Below are 22,902 nucleotides of genomic sequence, written 5' to 3'. Positions count from 1 at the left end.
CGCCGCAGCAAAGGGGCCTTGTGCGTCCTTGCCTGGCTTGCGGCAGCGCTCAACCAGCAGCGCTCAGCCCATCACCGTGCCGCGATCGATCTTGCGCGCGAGCACGATCGACGTGGTCGTGCGCTCCACGCCCTGCATGCCGCCGATCTGGTCGAGCAGATCGTTCAGACGATCGGGCGAATCGGCGCGCAGCCAGGCCACGTAGTCGTATTCGCCGCTCACCGCGCAGAGCAGTTGCACCTCGGGCATCTTGCCGAGCCGCTTCTGCACGTCGGGCCCGTGACGCGGCGCGATGATCAGGCCGACCCACGCCTGCAGGCTCGCGTCGAGCACGTCCTGACCGAGCCGCACGCCATAGCCCGCGATCACCTGCGTGCGTTCGAGCCGCGCGATGCGCGCGAGCACCGTGGTGCGCGCGACGCCGAGCTGACGCGCGAGATTGGCCACGCTTTCGCGCGCGTTTTCCTGCAGCAGCGCGACGAGGCTGCGGTCGAGGTCGTCGAGTTGATCGAGGCGCGGCGGTCTCATCGAGGAAGCGGCTCTCTGGGTGAAGAAACGTTAAGAAGATCAGGCCATTATCGCGCGCGCAGCCGCCCATGCGAAAACAACATGCGTCACGTCCAGGCACGCAACGTGACGTGCGAAGCGGGACGCAAAGCGCGATGCAAAGCGCGATGCAAAGCGCGATGCAAAGCGCGTATTTCAGGGTATTTCGGAGCGTTTCGTTTGTAAGCAGTTGTCGCATCGCAGCCGCTTTAACGCGATAACGTGGTACTAATATCGCCTGCCAACCCGGCCTCGCGTCTCGCGCGCCTGGCTGGATTACGCGCCTACTCGCTACGAAATGAAGATTCAAGGAGCAAGAATGAAGAAAGCTTTCGTCATCCTGGCCGCGACGCTCTCCATGAGCGGTGCGTTCGCGCAAACTGCTGCGTCCACGCCTGTGGCCGCAGCGGCGTCGGGTGCCGACGTGCGCGCCGCGCAGCATCAGCAACGCGTGGAAGAGCGCATCGCTTACCTGCACTCGGCGCTGAAGATCACGCCCGAGCAGGAGCCGCAATGGAAGGCGTTCGCCGACACGATGCGCGGCAACGGCGAGACCATGGCCACGCTGTACAAGCAGCGCGCGGACAGCGAAACGTCGCGTAACGCGCTCGACGACATGAAGCAGTACGCGCAGATCAGCCAGGCGCACGCCGACGACATGCAGAAGCTCGTGACGGCCTTCGAGCCGCTCTACACGAGCCTCTCGCCGGAACAGAAGAAGCTCGCCGACACCACCTTCCGTCATCACGGCCCGACGCCGGGCGTGAAGGGTCCGGCACACGGCAAGCACAAGGGCAAGCCGAAGTCGAAGGCGCCGGCAGCGGCAGCCAGCGGCGCGGAAGCCGCGAGCGCGCCGGCGGCCGAATAAGGTTCGCCTGAGGCTTCGCTGAGATCGAGTCGAGGTTCACCCTTCCGGCTCGAGCGCGACGAAGCCTTGCGGAACACGCGAAGGCCGGGCATCATGCCCGGCCTTCCTGCATTTCCGGGCGGATTTTTCGCCTATATTTCAGGCTGTCGTTTTCCGCTCTCTCTGCTTTTTGCGCCTGCCGCCACCATGATCGAACTAAACCAACTCGACCTCGCCGCCGATTCCGCCGCGCAACGCGTCGTCAAGGACGAAACCGTCACGGTCGAATTCGCCGCCGCGCCTGGCGAGCTGATGAGCCTCGAAGGCCCGAACCGCTACGCGCAAGGCGACGCGATCATCACCGGCGCGACCGGCGAACGCTGGGTCGTTTCGCGCGACCGCTTCGATCCGAAATATCTGCCCGCCGACGCGGCGCTCGCGCACGGCATGGCCGGCGCGTACCGCAACCGTCCGTCGGTGGTGCTCGCCAAACGGATCGACGAGCCGTTCACCATCGTGCGCTCGGCGGGCGGCGACCGCCTCACCGGCGCGGCCGGCGACTGGGTCATGCAATATGCGCCCGGCGATTACGGCGTCGTGAAGGCCGCGCGTTTCGCGAAGGTCTATCGACTGGCCGACTGAGAATCGGCTAACCGATCGGCTAGCTGAGCGCGTCGCCCGACGCGCATCAAAATCGATGCATTGCAAAGCGGCGCCGGAACCCCGGCGCCCGCTCCCTCAAGCAAACTCTTCGTCCAGCGCGAGCGTCACGTCGCGCGGCGTTTCCTCGCCCTTCGCGTGCTGCTCCTCGAGCGAGCCGATGGTCGCTTCCACGTAGGCGCGCAGCACCGCGAAGCTGCGTCCGCGCAAACGCGGCGGCAGCGCCCGGTAACGCGCGAGCGCGGCGGGCGCGATGGCAACCGAAAGCGTCATGCGGCGCGCGGCGGCGCCCATGCGCATCGCCACCCAATGCACGACGAGCAGCGGCGCGCCGTTGTCGGCGGGCTGCTCGCTAAAGCGCGTCTGCTCGGGGAACAGATCGGCGATCACGCGCGCGAGTTCCTCGAAATCGGGACTCGCGCATTCAAACAGATAGTCTTCCATCGCTGGCCAATAAAGTGAAAAAGCGCTGCGGTGCAGGACTCTAGCAGACCGCGGATCAGACCGCGCGCGCGGGACGTCCCGGCGCGCAGCGGCGGAACAGCACGACGGCCACCGCGACCGCCACGACCGCATAGAGCGCATCCACGGCGACGAGCGGCACGAGACGCGCCTGGAACATCGCCGCGGGCACGTCGATCAGCGTGTGCAGCGCGATCGCGAGCGGCAGGATCGACTTGCGCCCTGCCTGCACGCCGCGCCACATCAGCACCGACAGACCGATCTGAAACACGAACGCCGACGTGCGTTCGAGCGCGAAAATGCCGGCCTGGAGCGGCGACAGCGTGGCGAGCACCATATGCACGCGCAGCACCGAATCCATCGTCAGATTGCTCAGATGCGAGTCGAGCTCGCCCCGGTTCGCGAGCACCGCGAAGAAGATCCACTGCAGCTGCACGAGCACGCCGACGAACCACGCTTCCGCGCCGCCGTGGCCGATGCCGTAGGCGAGGCCCGTGCTGTCGACGGGCGTGTTGGGCAGACGGCCGCCGCGCCGCGCTAGCAGGCGCATCGCGACGTAGCGCCCCACTTCCTCGCAGACGCCGGCCGCGAGCGCGCCGTACAGCACGAAAGCGATCGGACTGGTGAGCAGCTGCGCCGTGGCCGGGTTCTGATGCAGCACGAAGTCGTTGAGGCCGCGTTCGAGTACGGTCGCGAAAAACGCGAACACCGCGACGCCGGTGATGGTGTCGCGCCAGTCGAATCGGAACGGTTTGCGCAGCCGGCGATAGACGGAAATGGGCAAAACGGCGACGAACAGCGTGGCGAGCGACAGGCAGACGAGCGTGACCGGATCTACGTGCATGGGGTTCCTTGTGACATCCGGCGCGCCGGGCGCGCGCCGCAGCCCGAATCATCGCAGATATCGGGCGGCTCGCGCAGCCCCGGCTGCGGCCTCGCGCTGTGTCACGTCACGTCTCGCGCCCCGCTGTCTGCGCGGTGCGGCGGTTCAGCCGGGCGGTGTCAGCCGAGCGTCGAGGCCCGCACGACGAGTTCGCCGGGAAACGCCGCCGCGCGCGCGGCGGGCGCCGCGCCTTCGATGCGCTCGTGCAGGAATTCGACGGCGCGATAACCGATCTCGCGTGTCGGCTGGCGGATCGTCGTGATGCCGGCGAGTTCGGCCCATTCGGGGTCGTCGATGGCGATCAGCCCGACTTGCTGCGGCCATTGGGCGCCGAAGCGCGCCTTCAGATGCAGCGCGAGGCGCAGCGCGACCGGCGCGTTCGCCGCGAACAGCGCGCAGCGCGCGCCGCGTTTCGCGGCCTCGGCCAGATGCGCGTCGAGCGCTTCGAGTGCGGGCGCGACGGTGTCCTCCTCGCGCAGATCGAGCACATGCGTCGCGTGCCGCAATCCGTCCTGGCGCGCTGCCTGCGTCGCGTGGCGAAACGCCGCTTCGCGCTCGCGCCGCGAACTCACGTGCTCGAACGGCTGCACCACGAACACGAGGTCGTCGTAGCCGCGTTCGAGCAGATGCTCGACGCCGAGCCGCACGGCCGCCGCATTGTCGAGCCCGACCACATCGGCGTCCAGACCGTCGACGGTGCGGTCCACCAGCACGGCGGGAATACCGCCGCTGCCGACCGGCTTGAGCATCGACTCGCGCACGCCGAGCGCGTTCACGATCACGCCTTCCACGCGATACGTCGTGAGCAGTTGCAGATAGCGCCGCTCCATGTCGACTTCGTTGGCGGCGTGGCAGATCAGCGGCATGTAGCCGAGCGCGTGACACGCCGACTCCACGCCTTGCAGCACTTCGACCGAATACGGATTGGCGAGGTCGGCGAGCAGCAGCCCGAGCAGACGGTTGCGGCCGCGCTTGAGGCCGCGCGCCATCTGGTTGGGCCGATAATCGAGGCGCTCGATGGCCGCTTCGATGCGCGCGCGCAGATCGGGCGACAGCACCGACAACTCGCCGTTCAGATAGCGCGAGATGCTGGTCTTGCCGGTGCCCGCCTCGCGCGCGACATCGCTGATCGTCGCGCGGCGCGGCGCGCCGGCTTGAGCGTCACCCTGAGCGTTCTGATGCGGCTCACCCGCGCCGATGCTCATCGTGCGAGCACCTCACGATTGACGATGTTGTTGCGCAGCGTGCCCGCCAGTGCGCCGACGAGGTTTTCGGCGGCGTTGCGCGCCATCGCATGACGCGTTTCGTGCGTGGCCGAGCCGATATGCGGCAGAGCCACCACATTCGGCATGCGCAGCAGCGGCGAGGCCGGATCGATCGGTTCCTGCTCGAACACGTCGAGACCCGCGCCGTGGATCGTGCCCGCTTCGAGCGCGGCGATCAGCGCCGCTTCGTCGACGGTCGCGCCGCGCGAGGCGTTGATCAGGATCGCGCTTTTCTTCATCTTGCGGAACTGCTCCGCGCCGATCATGTGGCGCGTGGCATCGGTGAGCGGCACTTGCAGGCAGACGAAATCCGACTCGGCGAGCAACGTGTCCAGCTCGACGCGGCGTGCGCCGTACTCGCGTTCGGCCGTCTCGTTCGGGCTGCGGTTGGTGTAGAGCACGTTCATGTTGAAACCCAGCGCCGCGCGCCGCGCGACCGCGCCGCCAATGCGTCCGAGCCCGACGATGCCGAGCGTCTTGCCCTGCACGTCCACGCCAAATTGCGGCGCGCCGATGCTGGCCTTCCAGTGCCCCGCCTTCACCCAGTCGGCCAGTTCGACCACGCGGCGCGCGCTCGCGAGGATCAGCGAGAACACGGTGTCGGCGGTCGATTCGGTCAGCACGTCGGGCGTGTGCGCGAGCACGATGCCGCGTCGCGTGAGATCGGCCACGTCGAACTGGTCGAAGCCCACGGAAATCGTCGAGAGCGCCTTGATGCGCGTGCCGTCGAGCATCGCGGGCGTCACTTTGACGCTCGCGCCGATCGCGCCGTCGGCGTCCTTGAGCGCGGCGGCGAGCGCTTCGGCGTTGTTGCCGTCGACGAATTCGACTTCGGCGTGCTCGCGCAGATACGCGGTGACGTCGTCGGGCAGGGCTTTGTAGGCAACGATTTTTTGCTTCATAAGTGCGCTATCTCTCGAAGGCTTCAATGCGGTCAGGACGGTGTGACGGTGATAACGGCGATGCCCGCCCGTGCGGACATCGTCGCGAAGATCACGAAAGCGTTATTTTCCATGCAGCGGCGCGGCATAGCCACCCGCGTCGTCGCGCTGCGGCTTGACGGCGAGCGTGAGGCCCACCGCGACCACCAGCGCCACGCTCATGAACGCATAGGATGCCGCAGGCGAGCCCGTCGCGCCATTCAGATAGCCGACCACGTACGAGCCCACGAACGAGCCGAGCGCGCCCATGCTGTTGATCAGCGCCATCGCGCCGCCCGAGACGTTCTTCGGCAGCAGTTCCGGCACGATCGCGAAGAACGGGCCATACGGCGCGTACATCGCGGCGCCCGCCACGACCAGCAGCGCGTAGGAGAACCAGAAGTGCGTCGAGCCGAGCGCGTAGGAGAGCGCGAACGCCAGCGCGCCCACCAGCAGGAACGGCCACACGAAGGCGCGGCGATTGTTGAGCTTGTCCGACGCCCATGAAGCGGCGAGCATCGCGATGGTAGCAGCGAGATACGGCAATGCCGAGAGCCAGCCCGTTTCGACCATGCCGAGCGACGAGCCGTTCTTCACGATCGACGGCAGCCACAGCACGAAACCATACACGCCGATGCTCCAGCAGAAGTACTGCGCCGAGAGCAGCATGACGGCGGGCGTGCGGAACGCTTCGGCGTAATTCTTGACCGGCTTGATGGCGGCCTGTTCGGCGCGGAAGGCGGCGTCGAGCGCGCGCTTTTCGTCGTTCGAAAGCCACGTCACCTGGGCGGGCTTGTCGCGCACGAGCAGCCACCAGCACACGGCCCAGACCACGGCGGGCACGCCCTCCGCGATGAACATGTGGCGCCAGCCGAACGCATGCACAAGATAGCCCGAGACCACCGACATCCACAGCACCGTGACCGGATTGCCGAGAATCAGAAAGGTGTTCGCGCGCGAGCGTTCGCTGCGGGTGAACCAGTTGCTGATGTAGATGAGCATCGCGGGCATTACCGCGGCCTCGACCACGCCGAGCACGAAGCGGATCGCCATCAGCGAGGGAATGTTGGAGACCACGCCCGTGAGCGCCGCGCAGCCGCCCCACAGCACGAGACTCACGAACACGAGCTTGCGCACGCTGCGGCGTTCGGCGTAGACCGCGCCCGGAATCTGGAAGAAAAAGTAGCCGAGAAAGAACAGCGCGCCGATCAGCGACGAGAGCGCCGGGCTGATGCCCAGATCGCGATTGATGCCGGCCGCCGACGCGAAGCCGTAGTTCGCGCGGTCGAGATACGCGAGGCTGTACGTGATGAATACGATCGGCATGATCGCCCACCAGCGGCGCGGTGCAAGCGAGGTTGAGGTCATCGATGTCTCCTGTTGATCGCATCGGGCGCGAGTGCGCCTCGTGCGGTCCCATGCATGGCTGATGGATGCCGGGCGCGGTTTCGGGCGCGCCCGGTTGCTGCCTGCCCGGGTTCGTTGCCGGACCGTTTTACGCGGCGTGTGCCGGGGTTGCGGGCGCTGCGGGCATTGAGGCTTGCGTGGCCTGCTCCGCGTCCCGGGCTTCGAGCGCATCGAGCTGTTCACGCGTGGGCAAGCCTTCCGAGTCGCCGATCACCTGCACCGCGAGCGCGCCGAGGCGGTTGCCGCGCGCGACCGCCTCGGGCAGCGGGCGGCCTTCGAGCAGCGCGCTCACCACGCCGACCGCGAAGCCGTCGCCGGCCCCGACCGTATCGACGACCTTCTCCACCCGCCGCGCGGGCACGTGCCCGTAGACGCCTTCAGCGGTCTCGAAGTACGCGCCATCCGCGCCGAGCTTCACGACCACGCCGCGCGCGCCGCGCTGCAGATAGAAACGCGCGATCAGCGCCGGATCGTCCGAGCCCGTGAGAATGCGGCCTTCGTTGACGCCCGGCAGCACCCAGTCGGCGAGGCGCGCGAGTTCGTTGAGCGTCGCGACCATTTCGGCTTCGGAGCCCCAGAGCGTCGGGCGCAGGTTCGGGTCGAAGCTGATCGTGCGGCCCGCTTCGCGCATCTCGCGCGCGAGCAGGAACGCGAGTTCGCGCGACGTCGAGGAAATCGCCGGCGCCACGCCGCTCAGATGCAGATGGCGCGCGCCGAGCACGTAGCCGCGCTTGAAGTCGCCGATCGACAGATGGCTCGCCGCCGAACCGCGACGGAAATATTCGACGGCCGGATCGCTGCCGTCGTCGCATTTCGACTTGAGCTGGAAGCCGGTGGGAAAGCGCTCATCGATGGCCACGCACTGCGTGTCGATGCCTTCCTGCGTGAGCACCGCGCGCACGAAGCGGCCGAACGAATCGTCGCCGACGCGGCTCATCCAGCCCACCTTGAAGCCGAGGCGCGCGAGGCCGGTCGCCACGTTGAGTTCCGCGCCCGCCGCGCGTTTCGTGAACTGCGCGACGCCGTGCAGCGGGCCGGTTTCGGCGGCGACGAACATCGCCATCGCCTCGCCGTAAGTGATGACATCGAGTGGGTGGTTCATGGAATGCGTTCCTGAATGGGGAGAATGCGGGCCGTTCGGGCGGCTTCAAGCCGCGCCGAGCCAACTCACGTAGCGCGCGGCGTCGGCGGCGAGGCGCGTCTCGTCGAACGGAAACTCGATGCCGCGCGGCACGTCCGACGGCAGGCGCGCGAGCGCGGCGCGGCACAGCGGATCGTCGGCGGCGGGTGCGCACGGAAAGCGTCGCGCGCCCTCGCCCTGCACGGCCTTGCAGTGGATGTAGTCGACGTGCGGCGCGAGCGCCACGGCGGCCATCAGCGGCGCTTCGCCGGTCCACTGCCAGTTGCCGATATCGAACGTCATGCCGATCAGCCCGTCGTGGCCGCTCGCGCGCAAGGCGCGGAACAGGCCGGTGAACTGCGCGAGGCGGCCGCCCTGTTCGAGCTGGCCGTTCTCGACGACCACGCGCGGCAGGCCGGTTGCGTTTGTGGCCTCATTCGTGCGCGGTTCCGCGAGGACGGCGGCGAGCTGCGCCGCGTGCGCGTCGCTAACGAATCCGCCGAGTTGAAGCTTCACGAAACGCGCGCCGAGCGCCTGACCGCACGCGAGCGCCTCGCGCAAGGCGGCTTCGTCGAGCGCGCCGTCGTCGGCGTAGAGCGAATCGGGCGTCGACCACACGGGCCACATCTGCGCATTCGCAAACGCTGTGCCGAGCGTGCGCAGCGCGTCGAGGCCCGCGTCAGCGTCGTCCATCAACTCGCGCCGCACCTCGAAGGCCTGCGCCCCGCCCGCTTTCGCGACCTCCAGCCAGGCCGCGTGTCCGTCACGCCGGATCGCTCCCGCGCCGAATGCGCTCGCCACAATTGCCACTTCCGCCATCGTCGTCTTCCTGTTGCCGGGTGGGCCGGATCGCGCTTTTTGCGTGATCAGGCCCCCTTTTTAATTATCTTGGAACCGGTTCCAATCCGGTCCCGAAAAAAGGCGCGTGAAGCGCCTGATCGATGGCGGGATAGTGCGCCGCGGCGCCAGGCGACGCCATTGTGGAAATCCCCTAAGTCACGGCGGGAACCGGCTGGCGGCGCTGCCGTCGTCGGGTGTGTCGAGCAGGCAGAGTTCGAGAAAGCGCTGCGCGACCCGCGACGCCGCGCCCGCGTGCGGCACGAGGATCGAAAATCGCCGCGCCAGCGGTTCGGGACCGATGCGGATCTGGCGCAGCGCGCCGTCCTCGTGGCGCATCGACATCGCCGAGACAAAGCCGATGCCCATGCCCGCGCGCACCGCCTCCTTCACGCCCTCCACGCCCGCGATTTCGAGCGCGACGCGCATGGGCACCGCCGCGCGCGCGAACGCGCGCTCGACCAGTTGACGCACGCCCGAGCCGTCCTCGCGCAGCACCAGCGGCCAGTCGCCGAAGGCGTTCAGGGCGCAGCGCAGCGCACTCTCGTTGGCGACCTCATTTGCCGCGTCGCCAGCGCTTTCGCCGAGTTGCTGGATCAGCGCATGCCCGCGCGGCGCGATAGCGACGATTTCGTCCTCGTGCCACGGATGCACGGCGGTGTCGGCGGGCAACTGCTCGCCCACCGGCCCTTCCACGAGCGCGATGTCGATCTGGCCGAGCATGGCGACCACGTCCGAGGTATTGCCGCTCGCGGTTTCGAGCTTGACGTCGGGATAGCGCCGATGGAACGCCGCGACCAGATAAGGCAGCCGGTAGCTCGCGGGCGTGGTGCTCGCGCCGATGCGCAGCGTGCCGCGTTCGAGCCCGCGCAGCGCGTCGCGGAATGTCTGGGCGTCGCGCCAGGTGTCGCGCAGACGCGCCGCGTAGGCCGCGAGCTGCTCGCCGGTGGGCGTGAGGCGCACGCCGCGGCCGTCGCGCAGATACAGCGGCTCGCCGAATTCCTCCTGCAACAGCCGCAGTTGCCCCGACACAGCGGGCTGCGACAGATGCAGCGCGAGCGCCGCGCGGCTGATGTTGCGGTGCTCCGCGACGGCGGCGAACGTTATCAGTTGCTCCGGGGTCATGGCGTCGATCTATAAGGTTGACCTATATTTTACTTCGCAAATGACGATTTTTCATATCCTTATATCTAAATTAGGATTAGCGCATTCGCTCGATACCGACCTGGATAACCATTATGTCCACCCCATCGACCACGCTTGCACACTCACCGTCATCCACACGCGGCCAGCTGAACGGCGTGTTGTTCGTCGCGCTGTTCGCCGCCGCCGTCACGCGCGTCGCCTCGCTGCCGGCCATCGCCAATCTGGGCTTGAGCCCGCTGATCGTCGGCATCGTCGCGGGGGCCATCTACGGCAACGCGCTGCGCGACGGCATGCCGGAAAGCTGGGCCGCCGGCATCAACTTCTCGGCGCGTAAGCTGCTGCGTATCGCCGTGGCGTTCTTCGGGCTGCGCGTGAGTCTCCAGGAAATCGCCCAGGTGGGCCTGCCTGGGCTCGTCGAATCGGTTGTGATCGTCGTGAGCACGCTCGCGATCGGCACCTGGGTCGGCATGAAGGTCATGAAGCTCGACCGCGACACCGCCATTCTCACGGCGGCGGGCAGCGCGATCTGCGGCGCGGCCGCCGTGCTCGCCTTCGAGTCGACGCTGCAATCGAAGCCGCACAAGAGCGCAATGGCCGTGGGCAGCGTGGTGCTGTTCGGCACGCTCTCGATGTTCCTCTATCCGCTGCTCTACCGCGCGGGCTGGCTGCATCTCGATACGGTCGGCGCGGGCCTGTTCTTCGGCGGCACGATTCACGAAGTTGCGCAGGTCGTCGGCGCGGCGAGCAACGTGAGCCCCGAGGCCACGCACATCGCCACCATCGTCAAGATGACGCGCGTCATGCTGCTCGTGCCGGTGCTGCTCGTGCTCGGCGTGTGGCTGAGCCGCTCGGCGCGCCAGGCAGCCGGCAAGGCGCAGGATGCGCAGCACGGCACCCGCAAGCTCGCGGTGCCCTGGTTCGCGCTCGGCTTCCTCGCGCTGGTGATCGTGAACTCGCTGCACGTGCTGCCCGAAGCGGCCACCTCGACGCTGAACACGCTCGACACCTTCGCACTCACCATGGCCATGACGGCGCTCGGCATCGAAACGCGCTTTTCGCAGATCCGCCAGGCCGGTCCGCGTGCGCTGACCACGGGTTTCATCCTCTACGTCTGGCTGACGGTCGGCGGCCTCGCGATTACCTGGGGCGTGGAGCGTCTGTTCGGATGACGCTTGCCTAAACCCCGCATGAACCCGGGCCGCGCCGGTCCACCCGGCCGCGCCCCCTGGACCTTCGCCATCAGCCCCGCCCATCGCGGGGCTTTTGGCGTTTCTGCGCACGGAGCACGCGCAAACCAGGCGCGCCGGTTGCGGGCCATACTGTCCGATGCCGCCCGCCGCTGGGGCGGCCGTTCGACGAAGGGGACGACCGATGGCATACGAACTGTATTACTGGGACGGCCTGCAGGGCCGGGGCGAATTCGTGCGGCTCGCGCTGGAAGAAGCGCGCGCGCCATATATCGACGTGGCGCGCGGCTCGAAGGACGATGGCCAGGGCATCGGCGCGATGATGGCCGAGCTGGAAAGCGACGACCCGTATCCGCCCTACGCGCCGCCGTTTCTGAAGGACGGCGAACTGATCGTGCCGCATGTGGCCAACATCCTGTTCTACCTCGGGCCGAAGCTCAAGCTCGCGCCGCGCGACGAAGGCTTGCGGATCGTCGCGAACGGCTTGCAGCTCACGATCGCCGATCTGGTGACCGAGGCGCACGACACCCATCATCCGATCGCGAGCAACCTCTACTACGAGGACCAGAAGGACGAGGCGAAGGCGCGCTCGAAGGATTTCATCGCGCATCGCATTCCGAAATTCATGGGCTATTTCGAGCGCGTGCTCGCGCAGAATCCCGACGGGCCGCGCCATATGGTCGGCAATGCGCTCAGTTACGTCGATCTCTCGATGTTTCAGATCGTCGAGGGCTTGCGCTACGCGTTTCCGAAGGCCACGAAGCATTTCGCCGATCACTATCCGCACGTGGTCGCGCTGCGCGACGCGGTTGCGGCGCATCCGCCTGTCGCTGCGTATCTGGCCTCCGAGCGGCGTCTGCCGTTCAACGAAACCGGCATCTTCCGGCACTACCCGGAACTCGACCACGCCGTGCGCTGAGCGCGCCCGCGCGGCCGCTTCATTGCCCTGCGCCTGACGCAGCGCATGCCGCGCTGCGCACGATCCCGGCAGCCGCGACGCCCGCGCGGCGCCGCGACGCTATCCTCGCCATATCGACGCTTTCGCACGCACGCCGCCTCGCGCGCGTGCGATCCTGTTCACCTTTTCAACCCGCCCGCCTGCCGTGCTGTCATTCCTGCTGAAACTGCGCACCCGCGCCCGCGACCTCTTTCGCCTCTCCGACGCCCATACGATGCTGATCTGGTCGGTCATCGTCGGCGTGGCCGGCGCCTTCGCGACCGTGCTGTTCCGCGAAGGCATCGCGCATCTCCAGATCCTGTTCACGGGCAGCGAAGGCAGTTTCGTCGAGATGGCACGCCGTCTGCCGTGGTACACGCGCATCGGACTGCCGACGGCGGGCGGCTTCATCGCGGGCTGCCTGCTGCTCGTGGCGAAGCGCAGCACGGCGGGCGCGCCTGCGGGCGGCAACAACAAGCCGATCCACACCGACTACGTGGAAGCCGTGGCGATCGGTGACGGCGTGATGCCGGTCGGCAAGAGCATCTGGCGCAGCGTCTCGTCGCTGTTCACGATTGCGAGCGGCGGCTCGATCGGCCGCGAAGGCCCGATGGTGCAGCTCGCCGCGCTAGCCGCGTCGCTGATTGGGCGCTGGGTCCACTTCGATCCGCAACGCCTGCGCCTGCTGGTGGCGTGCGGCGCGGCGGCCGGTATCACCTCGGCGTACAACGCGCCGATCGCGGGCGCGTTTTTCGTCACCGAAATCGTGCTCGGCTCGATCGTGATGGAAAGCTTCGGGCCGATCGTGGTGTCGTCCGTGGTCGCGAACATCACGATGCGCGAGTTCGCGGGCTACAAGCCGCCGTACGAAATGCCGGTGTTTCCGCCCGTGACGGGCATCGAAGTGCTGCTGTTCGTGGCGCTCGGCCTCTTGTGCGGCGCGCTCGCACCGCGTTTTCTCTCGCTGCTCGACGTGGCCAAAGCGGGCTTCGGCAAGCTCGCGATTCCGCTGCCCGCGAAGCTCGCGCTCGGCGGCCTCGTCTGCGGCGTGATTTCGGTGTGGACGCCCGAGGTCTGGGGCAACGGCTACAGCGTGGTGAACTCGATCCTGCATTCGCCGTGGACCTGGACGGCGCTCGCGGCGGTGCTCGTCTTCAAGCTGATGGCGACGGCGGCGACGGTCGGCTCGGGCGCGGTCGGCGGCGTCTTCACGCCGACGCTGTTCATGGGCGCGGTGGTCGGCTGCCTGTTCGGCCAGGGCATGCAGGCGCTCTGGCCGCACGGCACCTCGGCGCCGTATGCGTATGCGATGGTCGGCATGGGCGCGTTCCTCGCGGGCGCGACCCAGGCGCCGCTGATGGCGATCCTGATGATCTTCGAGATGACGCTGAGTTATCAGGTCGTGCTGCCGCTGATGCTCTCCTGCGTGGTCGCGTACTTCGTCGCGCGCGCGACCGGCAAGAAGTCGATGTACGAAATCACGCTGCACCGCAACCGCGAGGAAGCCGAACGCCTGCGCCTGCGCGCCACGCAGATGCGCGAACTCGTGCGCCCCGCCGATACCGTCGTGCGCGCCGGGGCAACCGTGCAGGACATGACGCGCGTGTTCCTCGAATATCCGGTCAAGTATCTCTACGTGACCGACGACGACGGCCGCTTCCTCGGCGCGGTCGCGCTCGCCGACATCACCAATGACCTGCTGCAAAAGCGCGATACCTCGAACAAGCACGCCTGCGACTACCTCAAGGCCTCGTTCGACGTGCTGACGCCCGATATGCCGCTCGCCGTTGCGCTGCAGCATTTCATGTCGTTTCAGGGCGAGCGCCTGCCGGTGATCGAGAGCACGCAGCAGCCGAAGCTCGCGGGCGTGGTCTACAAGACGTCGCTGCTGGACGCCTATCAGCGGCTGAACGCCGAGCGCTGAGGCGCGGCGGCATCCCTCATCGCGAAAAAAGCACACGCGTTCGCGACGCGCGCAGGTGTTTGCTGCCATTATGAGCAAGTCGCTCGCGCGTGCGCGCGTGGCGGCGGTCACAGCCGGTTGCTCCAGCCGGTTCGTCCTTGCACAGGCCGCCTCGCCCGCCATCCGCACGCGCCGCGCTGAGCCGCTTCGCCGCCGGGTTCGCCATGACGCTCGCCGTCATGGATCTCGCCCGCCGGCAGCGGTCGCCGCATCGCTCGGACGCAGGGGCGCACCGACGCGGTACGGCACTTGCTGCGACCCTCGGGCCGCATGAGGAAAGGAGGTCGAGCGATGAAAACCTCGACGCTGATGACCACCGTGCTGCTGTCCGCGTCGTGTTTCGCCGCGCCGGTCCGCACACAGGATGCCCAGATCGACCGCGCCAGCGCGCACGCGATGGCGCCGTCCGCACGCTCTCCAATGGCCGATGTGCCCGTGGCGCCACCCGCGCCCGACGTGCCCGCCTCCACGAGCACGCAGCGCTGGGAATATCTGACCCTGCCTAAGTCGCACCGCCTCGACCACGTGCTCACGCCCGACGTGCATCTCCAGACCTGATCCGAACGCGGCTGTGCCCGCCCGCCGGAGCGGCCGCGCAGCCTGCGGCGGATTCCGGCGTGGATTGTGTATGCTTGTGCGGCGACGCCCGCGGACCGGACCGCCATGCACGCCATGAACGTCAGGCGCGGTCCGCGAAGCCATCATCCGCTCGCCCGGCGGCCCTCGCCGCTGCCGGGAACTTCAGCCCGTTCAGCAAGGATTCGCCGCATGTCCGCCTCCCGCATCCCCGAAGAACCGATCGATCTCCAGTTCACCGACGTCCTGCGCGAAGTGCGCTGGCCCGCCAACAAGGACGATCTCGTGGACGCCGCGCGCGCGGCGGGCGCAAGCAACGAAGTGCTGGCGATCCTCGACGGGATGCCCGAGCAGGATTACCACGACGTGGCCTCGGTCACGCAGCTGATCGGCAGCAATTACGGCCCTGGCCTCGGCATTTGAGGCGCGCCGCGCGCACCCGTCAGGCGTCGCGGCCGAACACCACGCGCGCGAAAAAGCGGCCCAGCACTTCCTCCACCACCGGCGGCGTCACGTGCTGCGGATCGGCCGTGGCCAGGAATTGCACGCCGTCGCACAGGCCCATGAGCCCGAGCGCCATCAGGTCCGGCGCGATCGTCACCGGCGTGCCCACGCGCGCCGAGAACTCCGAGATATAGGCGCCGAGGCGCTCGCGCTTTTCCTTCATGAACGCGTTGAAACGCGCCCGGAAACGCGCGTCGCGCGCCGCAAGCAGCTTGGCTTCGACCCACAGCAGGAACATCTTGTTGTCCTGCGGCAGGCGGCTGTAGAACTTGAGCACGCGCGCTTCCATTTCCTCGCGCGTGGCGGGCGTCTCGAAGATCGAACGCAGCTCGCCTTCCATCGCCTCGTGATCGCGCCGCAGCAAGACCACCAGCAGTTCGGCCTTGCTGCCGAAGTTCGAGTAGAACGCGCCGCGCGTATAGCCAGCCGCGACCGCGATGTCTTCCACGCTCGCGCCCACGAAGCCCTTCTTCATGAACATCGCCTGCGCGGCGTCGAGCAGGCGCTCGCGCGTCTGGTCGCGGCTTTCTTCGCGGGTGAGGCGCTTGTGCCCGGTGGTCTGGCGTGCCATGGCGTGTCGATAACGATGCGAGAAACGAGTGGGGAAACCGCTGGGAAAACATCGCCGGAACGATGCGTTCCGAATGAAATTGCGATCGCCGAAGTCTAGCACTGAATCATTCCTCGGATTCAATCGTGTATTCAGATACAGCGTTGTATTAGAATGCAAACCATCATCTGAGACCGGTTGACGCGCAGCGGAGGAGACATCGAGGCGCGCCCCGCGCCCCGCGCGGACCGACTCAGCGGCGGCGCGGCGGCTCCGGTGCATTCGATCCGGCCCGGCGCGCGATCCAGGTGTGTCGAGGTCCATGTGAATCGTTGCGGTCGTGGCGCATCGAGCAGGATGCGCGGGCAATACCCCGTTTTCGTCGAATTTCCTCCCACCTTGCGCCGGGTCGTGCGCCGCCTCGCGGTCGTCGCGGCGGGCTGCGCGCTCGCGGGGCTCGCAGCCTGCGGCAAGCATCAAGCCGCCGCGCCCGAGCCGCGCCCCGTCGTCTCGATGACGGTCCACCCGGACGCGCACGGCGCGAGCGCCAGCTATCCGGGCACCGTGCAGTCGCGCAATACCACGCCGCTGTCGTTCCGCGTCAACGGCAAGATCATCGAACGCACCGTGCGCCTGGGCGACAGCGTGAAGCCCGGCCAGTTGCTCGCGCGTCTCGATCCGGGCGATTACGACAAGAACGCCGCGAGCGCCCAGGCGCAGTACGACGCCGCCGCGCATCGCTACGTGTTTGCGAAGCAGCAGCTCGATCGCGATACCGCACAGTCGCAAGCCAATCTCATCGCGCGCGCGCAGTTCGAGCAGACCCAGGATGCGTACGCGTCGGCGCTTGCGCAACGCGATCAGGCCAAACAGCAGCTCGCGCTCGCGCAGGATCAGCGCCGTTACACGCAACTGGTCGCCGATCACGCGGGCGTCATCACCGCCGAAAACGCCGACACCGGCCAGAACGTGCAAGCGGGCCAGGCCGTCTATCAACTCGCCTGGACCGGCGATATCGACGTCGTGAGCGATCTGCCCGAAAACGCCATCGCGGACCTGCATACCGGCGATACGGCGCAGGTCACGCTGCCCGCGCTGCCGGGCCGCCGCTACGCCGCGAAGGTGCGCGAGCTCGCCGCCGCCGCCGATCCGCAAAGCCGCACGTGGCGCGTGAAGCTCACGCTCGAACATCCCGACGCCGACGTGCGTCTCGGCATGACCGCGAACATCGCGCTCGCGCCGGCCAGCGCCGCCATGGGCGCGAACGGTGCGCGTCAGGACGCGTACACGGTGCCCGCGACCGCCCTCTTCCACGACGGCAACGCGCCCGCGCTCTGGATCGTGCAAGGCGCGGACAACGTGCTGCAACTTCGCCGCGTGAGCGTCTCGCGCTATGACGCGCGCACCATCACCGTGACGGACGGCCTCAAGGACGGCGAGCGCATCGTCGTGCAGGGCGTGCACACAGTGACCGTCGGCGAGAAGGTGCATCCGGTCGCGCCGCTGCATCCCGAGGATTTCGCGTCATGAGCGAGGTTCCCGAGCAGGAACGCAACCGCGAGCCGGGCGCCGATCATCAGGAAGGCCGCTTCAATCTCTCCGCCTGGGCGCTGCGCCATCAGGCGCTGGTGATCTTCGTGATCGCGCTCGCGACGATTTTCGGCGCGCTGTCGTACACGCGTCTTTCGCAGTCCGAAGATCCGCCTTTCACGTTCCGCGTGATGGTGATCCAGACCTACTGGCCCGGCGCCACCGCGCGCCAGGTCGAGGACGAAGTCACGAACCGCATCGGCCGCAAGCTCCAGGAAACGCCGTATATCGACTTCCTGCGCAGCTACTCGCGACCGGGCGAGTCGCTCGTGTTCTTCACGATGAAGGATTCCGCGCCGGTGAGCGAGGTGCGCGAGACCTGGTATCAGGTGCGCAAGAAAGTCGGCGACATCGCGCCGATGCTGCCGCAAGGCGTGCAAGGCCCGTTCTTCAACGACGAATTCGGCGACGTCTACACCAACATCTACACGCTCGAAGGCGACGGCTTCTCGCCCGCGCAACTGCACGACTACGCCGACAAGCTGCGCGAGGAACTGCTGCGCGTGAAGGACGTGGGCAAGGTCGATTATTTCGGCGATCCGAACCAGCGCATCTACATTGAAATTCAGAACGCGCAACTCACGCGCCTCGGCATTTCGCCCACGCAGATCGGCCAGGTGATCGGCGCGCAGAACAGCGTCGCGGCGGCGGGCACGCTCACGACCGCCGACGACCGCGTGTTCGTGCGCCCGAGCGGCCAGTTCACCGATCTCAAGGCGCTCGCCGACACGCTCATCAACGTGAACGGCCACAGCTTCCGGCTCGGCGACATCGCCACGATCCGGCGCGGCTACGACGATCCGCCCGCCACGCAGATGCGCTACGACGGCAAGGCCGTGCTCGGCATCGGCATCACGATGCAGCCGGGCGGCGACGTGATCCGCCTCGGCAAGGCGCTCGATACGCGCGTCGACGCGTTGCGCGCCGAACTGCCTGCGGGCCTCAAGCTCACCGAAGTGTCGAGCATGCCCGACGCAGTCTCGCATTCCGTGGACGACTTCGTCGAAGCCGTGGCCGAAGCCGTGGGCATCGTGCTGGTCGTGAGCCTCGTCTCGCTGGGCGTGCGCACGGGCATGGTCGTCGTGATCACGATTCCGATCGTGCTGGCCGTCACCGCGCTCGTGATGTACCTGTTCGACATCGGCTTGCACAAGGTCTCGCTCGGCACGCTGGTGCTCGCGCTCGGCCTGCTCGTCGACGACGCCATCATCTCCGTCGAAATGATGGCCGTGAAGCTCGCGCAGGGCTGGAACCGCACGCGCGCGGCCGCCTTCGCGTACACGAGCACGGCGTTCCCGATGCTCACGGGCACGCTCGTCACCGTCTCGGGCTTCCTGCCGATCGTGCTCGCGAAATCGAGCACGGGCGAATATACGCGCTCGATTTTCCAGGTCTCGGCGATCGCGCTGATCGCTTCGTGGTTCGCGGCCGTCGTGCTGATTCCGCTGCTCGGCTACCGGCTGCTGCCCGAGCGCAAGCACGACGCCAACGCGCAACACGGCGCGCAACACAACGACCATCACGAAGACGACATCTACGACACGCGCTTCTACCATCGCCTGCGCGGCTGGATCGGCTGGTGCATCGAGCGCAATTTCGTCGTGCTCGGCCTCACGCTCGTGCTATTCGTCGTGGCGCTCGCGGGCTTCACGCTGATTCCGCAGCAGTTCTTCCCAAGCTCCGACCGGCCCGAACTGCTCGTCGACGTGCGCCTGCCCGAAGGCGCGTCGTTCGATGCCACGCTGCGCCAGACGAAGCGGCTCGAAGAAGCGCTCAAGGGCCGCCCGGAAATCGATCATTCGATCGACTTCGTCGGCACCGGCGCGCCGCGTTTCTATCTGCCGCTCGACCAGCAATTGCAGCAGCCGAATTTCGCGCAGTTCGTCATCACGGCGAAGTCGGTGAAGGATCGCGAGAAGCTCGCCGACTGGCTCGAAACGAAGCTGCGCAACGATTTTCCGGCCGTGCGCACGCGCCTCTCGCGGCTGGAGAACGGCCCGCCCGTGGGCTATCCGGTGCAATTCCGCGTGAGCGGCGACGACATCGCGACCGTGCGCGGCATCGCCGATCGCGTGGCCGCCGACATGCGCGCCGATCCGCGCACCGAGAACGTCAGCTTCGACTGGGACGAACCGGCCGAACGCTCGCTGCACTTCGAGATCGACCAGCAGAAGGCGCGCGCGCTCAACGTAAGTTCGCAGGACGTCGCCAACTTCCTGCAAATGACCTACTCGGGCTACACGGTCACGCAGTATCGCGAGCGCGACAAGCTGATCAGCGTCGATCTGCGTTCGCCGCCCAACGAGCGCGTCGATCCCGCGCACATGCTCGCGCTCGCCATGCCCACGCCGAACGGCGCGGTGCCGCTCGGCGCGCTCGGCCATCTCGTGAACTCGCTCGAATACGGCGTGATCTGGTCGCGCGACCGGCAGCCCACCATCACCGTGCAGTCGGACGTGCGGCGCGGCGCGCAAGGCATCGACGTGACGCATGCGCTGCAGAAGAAGCTCAAGTCGATTCAGGCCACGCTGCCGACGGGCTATCGCATCGAAGTGGGCGGCTCGGTCGAGGAAAGCATGAAGGGCCAGACGTCGATCTACTCGCAGTTGCCGATCCTCGTGATCGCCGTGCTCACGCTGCTGATGATCCAGTTGCAAAGCCTTTCGCGCGTGATGATGGTCGTGCTCACGGCGCCGCTCGGGCTGATCGGCGTGGCCGTCGCGCTGCTGCTGTTCAACGAGCCGTTCGGCTTCGTCGCGATGCTCGGCGTGATCGCCATGTTCGGCATCATCATGCGTAACTCGGTGATTCTCGTGGACCAGATCGAAATGGATATCGGCGCGGGGCATCCGCGTTTCGACGCCATCGTCGGCGCGACCGTGCGGCGCTTCCGCCCGATCATGCTGACGGCGGCCGCCGCCGTGCTCGCGCTCATTCCGCTCGTGCGCTCGAACTTCTTCGGGCCGATGGCGACCGCGCTGATGGGCGGCATCACGAGCGCCACCGTGCTCACGCTGTTCTTCCTGCCCGCGCTGTACGCAACCGCGTTCCGCGTGCGCAGCAGCGAAACCGGCGAGCCGCAACACGACGCGGGGAAAGCATCATGACCGTTTCCACGCCGACGAGGATGAATGCAGCCGAACGCGCTGCCGAACAGGCGCGAGATGTACGCGATGCAGGCGATGTGCGCCGAACGCGGCATGCAGCGTCCGTTGCCCGCCTGCGCGTGAGCGCTGCCGCGCTCGCCGCGCTGTTCGCGAGCGCGTGTTCGTGGGGACCGGACGGCACGCCGCCCGCGATGCCGCAACCCGCGCATTACGGCGCCGAGCCGCAGCCCGCGCAGACGGTCGCCGCGCAAGGCGTCGCGCAGCATTTCGAGGTGGGCGCGCAGCCAGTGCCGCAATGGTGGACGCTCTACGACTCGCCGCAACTCGATGCGCTCGTCGAAGAAGGGCTCGCGAACAGCCCGAATCTCGTTGCCGCCGACCACAGCCTGCAAGCCGCGAAGGAACAGTTGCGCGGCCAGGTCGGCAGTTCGATGCTGCCGACCGTCGATGCGCTCGGCACCGCGCAGCGTCAGCGCTTGCCCGGCATTCCGCAGCTCGGCATCGACAAGCTGCAGTACGACGTGTTCGCAGGGCTCGTCGAGGTGCGCTATTCGTTCGACCTGTTCGGCGCGACGCGCCTGAGCAACGCGGCGCTCGCCTCGCGCGTGAACATGCAGGTGTTCCAGCTCGAGCAGGCGCGCCGCGCGCTGGCGGCCAATATCGTCGCGAGCGCGTTGGGCGCGGCCACGCTGCACGCGCAGATCGACACGACCGAGCAATTGATCGCGCTCGCCAACGCGCAAGCCGACGAGATGCAGAAGCGCTACGCGCTCGGCGCCGTGGCGCGCACCGATCAACTGAGCGCGCAACAGAGCGCGGCGTCGCTGGCGACCAACCTGCCGGGCCTGCGTCAGCAATGGACGGCGCAACGCCACGCGCTCGCCGTGCTGCTCGGCCGCACGCCCGACAACGCGCCGCCCGATCTCGATCTCGCGAGCCTGCATCTGCCGCAGCAGGTGCCGGTCGTGGTGCCGTCGGAACTGCTCAAGACGCGGCCCGATATCGAAGCCGCAAGCGCGGCGCTGGTCGCCGCTTCCGCCGACGTGGGCGCGGCGACGGCGCAGATGTACCCGAGCATCACGCTCTCGGCCGGCCTCGGCCAGGCGGGCTTCAGCTGGCCGATGGTGACGTCCGGCGTGGGCGCGCTGTGGGCGATCGGCGCCTCGCTCACGCAGCCGATCTTTCATGGCGGCGCGCTGGTCGCGCAGCGGCGTGCGGCGCTGCAATCGTACGACGCGGCCAACGCTTCGTATAAGCAGACCGTGCTGGCCGCGTTCCAGGACGTGGCCGACCGCCTCGCGGCGCTCGAACACGACGCGCAGGCACTCGATGCCGCGACCACCTCGGCGCAGGCCGCGCAAGGCGTCTACGACGACACCCACGCGCGCTACAAGCTCGGGGCGCTGCCGTATTACGCCGTGCGTCAGAGCGAGCAGCAATGGCGCAACGCGCGTCTCGACGAAATCCGCTATCGCGGCACGCGTCTGTCCGACACAGCGGCGCTGTTTCAGGCGATGGGCACCCCGCCGCTCGCCAATCCCGTCTCCTCTTCGAACGCCGCCGCCACTGCGGCATCGCCCGCTTCGTCTTCGGCCACGTCCTCCAGCGACTGACGCGGCGCTTCCGCGTTCCGCCTGATTCGTTGAAAAGCGCCTGTTTTAGGCGCTTTTCACGTTTTTCTGACAGAAAGATCGCAGGACTTTTTTTGGGATGTCGCTGTTAAACTCCCCAGCAAATCAGGTCATCGCAAAATAATTACTTAGCGATCCTGATGAAAATAAAAACTCACTGGAGAGTTTAAGGGCGTGGTCCGTGCATCGCCGGATCGCATGAACGGTCGCGCCCGTGGACCACAACCTCGAGCATGACGACCATGACTGCCCTATCCCGATACGCGTTTTTCCTGGCCCTGCTCGTCGCCGTTTCTCACGCGGCGCACGCAGGCGTCGATTGCTCCGGCTCGCATGGCGGCTTTCGCTTTCAGACTCAAGATAGCTGGACCGGCTCCGACAAGCTCGCGCACTTCGGCGTCTCCGTGCCGTTCGGCGCGATCGGCGGCTGGCTCGCGCGCGATACTGATCATCCGGTGATTTACGGCACTTTGATCGGGACAGTGCCGGGCTTCCTGAAGGAGGCGCTCGACGGCACCTGCCGCACCGACGGCTTCTCGTACAAGGATTTGTTCGCGGATGCGCTCGGCGCGCTAACCGGCGCCTGGCTCACGCACTGGGCCGTCACGTTCTCGCATGCGTCGCACGGCCAAACGTTTGGTCTGCGATATAACAATGTGTTTTGAGGTGCAAACTGCCTCGCGCGGCGCGCTCGCGAACAAGGCCTTGCGGATCAGCCACTTAGCGTCGATCTCCAGAGGTTACCCACAGGGCTGCTAACAAAA

The 22,902-nt window shown here is 67.3% G+C and carries 21 protein-coding genes; 11 read left to right on the top strand and 10 right to left on the bottom strand.

Features of this window, described 5'->3' with window-relative positions; genetic code table 11:
- Window positions 1-63: 63 nt before the first annotated feature.
- Window positions 64-528: an Lrp/AsnC family transcriptional regulator gene (locus LDO54_RS06030; protein ID WP_224007976.1), complete on the bottom strand. Its 465-nt coding sequence runs from the start codon at window positions 526-528 to the stop codon at window positions 64-66.
- A 337-nt stretch (window positions 529-865) separates the two neighbouring features.
- Here LDO54_RS06030 and LDO54_RS06025 point away from each other — a divergent pair, with 337 nt between their 5' ends.
- Together LDO54_RS06025 and LDO54_RS06020 are read left to right on the top strand one after the other, a co-directional pair.
- Window positions 866-1,414 carry a Spy/CpxP family protein refolding chaperone gene (locus tag LDO54_RS06025; RefSeq protein ID WP_224007973.1) on the top strand — a complete coding sequence of 183 codons (549 nt, stop codon included), beginning with the start codon at window positions 866-868 and terminating at the stop codon, window positions 1,412-1,414.
- A gap of 186 nt (window positions 1,415-1,600) precedes the next feature.
- On the top strand, window positions 1,601-2,035 hold the full coding sequence (locus tag LDO54_RS06020; protein ID WP_224007970.1) for a PGDYG domain-containing protein: 435 nt from the start codon (window positions 1,601-1,603) through the stop codon (window positions 2,033-2,035).
- 96 nt (window positions 2,036-2,131) lie between these two features.
- Here LDO54_RS06020 and LDO54_RS06015 read toward each other — a convergent pair whose 3' ends face one another.
- The 8 genes from LDO54_RS06015 to LDO54_RS05980 form a co-directional block, all read right to left on the bottom strand.
- Window positions 2,132-2,497 carry a DUF3022 domain-containing protein gene (locus tag LDO54_RS06015; protein WP_065064718.1) on the bottom strand — a complete coding sequence of 122 codons (366 nt, stop codon included), beginning with the start codon at window positions 2,495-2,497 and terminating at the stop codon, window positions 2,132-2,134.
- A 55-nt stretch (window positions 2,498-2,552) separates the two neighbouring features.
- Entirely contained in the window at window positions 2,553-3,359 is an 807-nt protein-coding gene (locus LDO54_RS06010; RefSeq protein WP_224007967.1) for a YhfC family intramembrane metalloprotease, read from the bottom strand.
- Between the two features lie 158 nt (window positions 3,360-3,517).
- Window positions 3,518-4,603 carry a LacI family DNA-binding transcriptional regulator gene (locus LDO54_RS06005; RefSeq protein ID WP_224007964.1) on the bottom strand — a complete coding sequence of 362 codons (1,086 nt, stop codon included), beginning with the start codon at window positions 4,601-4,603 and terminating at the stop codon, window positions 3,518-3,520.
- Window positions 4,600-5,565 carry an NAD(P)-dependent oxidoreductase gene (locus LDO54_RS06000; protein ID WP_224007961.1) on the bottom strand — a complete coding sequence of 322 codons (966 nt, stop codon included), beginning with the start codon at window positions 5,563-5,565 and terminating at the stop codon, window positions 4,600-4,602. The genes LDO54_RS06005 and LDO54_RS06000 overlap by 4 nt, the downstream gene beginning before the upstream one ends.
- A gap of 102 nt (window positions 5,566-5,667) precedes the next feature.
- On the bottom strand, window positions 5,668-6,951 hold the full coding sequence (locus LDO54_RS05995; protein WP_224007958.1) for an MFS transporter: 1,284 nt from the start codon (window positions 6,949-6,951) through the stop codon (window positions 5,668-5,670).
- Between the two features lie 127 nt (window positions 6,952-7,078).
- A complete protein-coding gene (locus LDO54_RS05990) occupies window positions 7,079-8,092 on the bottom strand; it encodes a sugar kinase (RefSeq protein ID WP_224007955.1) in 1,014 nt (337 codons plus the stop codon).
- Between the two features lie 45 nt (window positions 8,093-8,137).
- Entirely contained in the window at window positions 8,138-8,929 is a 792-nt protein-coding gene (locus LDO54_RS05985; protein ID WP_224007952.1) for a sugar phosphate isomerase/epimerase family protein, read from the bottom strand.
- Between the two features lie 177 nt (window positions 8,930-9,106).
- Complete coding sequence (locus LDO54_RS05980) at window positions 9,107-10,072, bottom strand: LysR substrate-binding domain-containing protein (RefSeq protein WP_224007949.1); 966 nt, start codon at window positions 10,070-10,072, stop codon at window positions 9,107-9,109.
- 113 nt (window positions 10,073-10,185) lie between these two features.
- On the opposite strand from LDO54_RS05980, the gene LDO54_RS05975 reads away from it, so the two are divergent.
- From LDO54_RS05975 to LDO54_RS05955, 5 genes are all read left to right on the top strand, one after another.
- On the top strand, window positions 10,186-11,262 hold the full coding sequence (locus tag LDO54_RS05975; RefSeq protein WP_224007946.1) for a YeiH family protein: 1,077 nt from the start codon (window positions 10,186-10,188) through the stop codon (window positions 11,260-11,262).
- Window positions 11,263-11,464: 202 nt separating this feature from the next.
- Window positions 11,465-12,199 carry a glutathione S-transferase gene (locus tag LDO54_RS05970; protein ID WP_224007943.1) on the top strand — a complete coding sequence of 245 codons (735 nt, stop codon included), beginning with the start codon at window positions 11,465-11,467 and terminating at the stop codon, window positions 12,197-12,199.
- A gap of 184 nt (window positions 12,200-12,383) precedes the next feature.
- Window positions 12,384-14,141, top strand: coding sequence for a ClcB-like voltage-gated chloride channel protein (locus LDO54_RS05965; protein ID WP_224007940.1), 1,758 nt, complete (start codon window positions 12,384-12,386; stop codon window positions 14,139-14,141).
- A gap of 330 nt (window positions 14,142-14,471) precedes the next feature.
- The gene (locus tag LDO54_RS05960) at window positions 14,472-14,738 is read left to right on the top strand and encodes a hypothetical protein (protein ID WP_224007937.1); all 267 of its coding nucleotides are present in this window, start codon (window positions 14,472-14,474) and stop codon (window positions 14,736-14,738) included.
- 210 nt (window positions 14,739-14,948) lie between these two features.
- Entirely contained in the window at window positions 14,949-15,179 is a 231-nt protein-coding gene (locus tag LDO54_RS05955; RefSeq protein WP_224007934.1) for a DUF2795 domain-containing protein, read from the top strand.
- 19 nt (window positions 15,180-15,198) lie between these two features.
- On the opposite strand, the gene LDO54_RS05950 is transcribed toward LDO54_RS05955, so the two are convergent.
- Window positions 15,199-15,831, bottom strand: a complete 633-nt coding sequence (locus LDO54_RS05950; protein WP_224007931.1) for a TetR/AcrR family transcriptional regulator — start codon at window positions 15,829-15,831, stop codon at window positions 15,199-15,201.
- A 336-nt stretch (window positions 15,832-16,167) separates the two neighbouring features.
- Here LDO54_RS05950 and LDO54_RS05945 point away from each other — a divergent pair, with 336 nt between their 5' ends.
- The 4 genes from LDO54_RS05945 to LDO54_RS05930 all read left to right on the top strand — a co-directional run bounded on the left by LDO54_RS05945 (window position 16,168) and on the right by LDO54_RS05930 (window position 22,803).
- Entirely contained in the window at window positions 16,168-17,340 is a 1,173-nt protein-coding gene (locus LDO54_RS05945) for an efflux RND transporter periplasmic adaptor subunit (RefSeq protein ID WP_224007929.1), read from the top strand.
- Window positions 17,337-20,507, top strand: coding sequence for an efflux RND transporter permease subunit (locus LDO54_RS05940; RefSeq protein ID WP_224007926.1), 3,171 nt, complete (start codon window positions 17,337-17,339; stop codon window positions 20,505-20,507). The genes LDO54_RS05945 and LDO54_RS05940 overlap by 4 nt, the downstream gene beginning before the upstream one ends.
- Before the next feature lie 119 nt (window positions 20,508-20,626).
- The gene (locus LDO54_RS05935; RefSeq protein ID WP_224007923.1) at window positions 20,627-22,120 is read left to right on the top strand and encodes an efflux transporter outer membrane subunit; all 1,494 of its coding nucleotides are present in this window, start codon (window positions 20,627-20,629) and stop codon (window positions 22,118-22,120) included.
- 260 nt (window positions 22,121-22,380) lie between these two features.
- A complete protein-coding gene (locus LDO54_RS05930) occupies window positions 22,381-22,803 on the top strand; it encodes a hypothetical protein (RefSeq protein WP_405045006.1) in 423 nt (140 codons plus the stop codon).
- The last annotated feature ends 99 nt before the right edge of the window (window positions 22,804-22,902 follow it).

The sequence above is a fragment of the Paraburkholderia tropica genome (assembly GCF_914484835.1).
GTDB lineage: Bacteria > Pseudomonadota > Gammaproteobacteria > Burkholderiales > Burkholderiaceae > Paraburkholderia > Paraburkholderia tropica_A.
The sequence above is the reverse complement of the archived record's forward strand: the minus strand, read 5'-3'. Positions and strand labels throughout refer to the sequence as shown.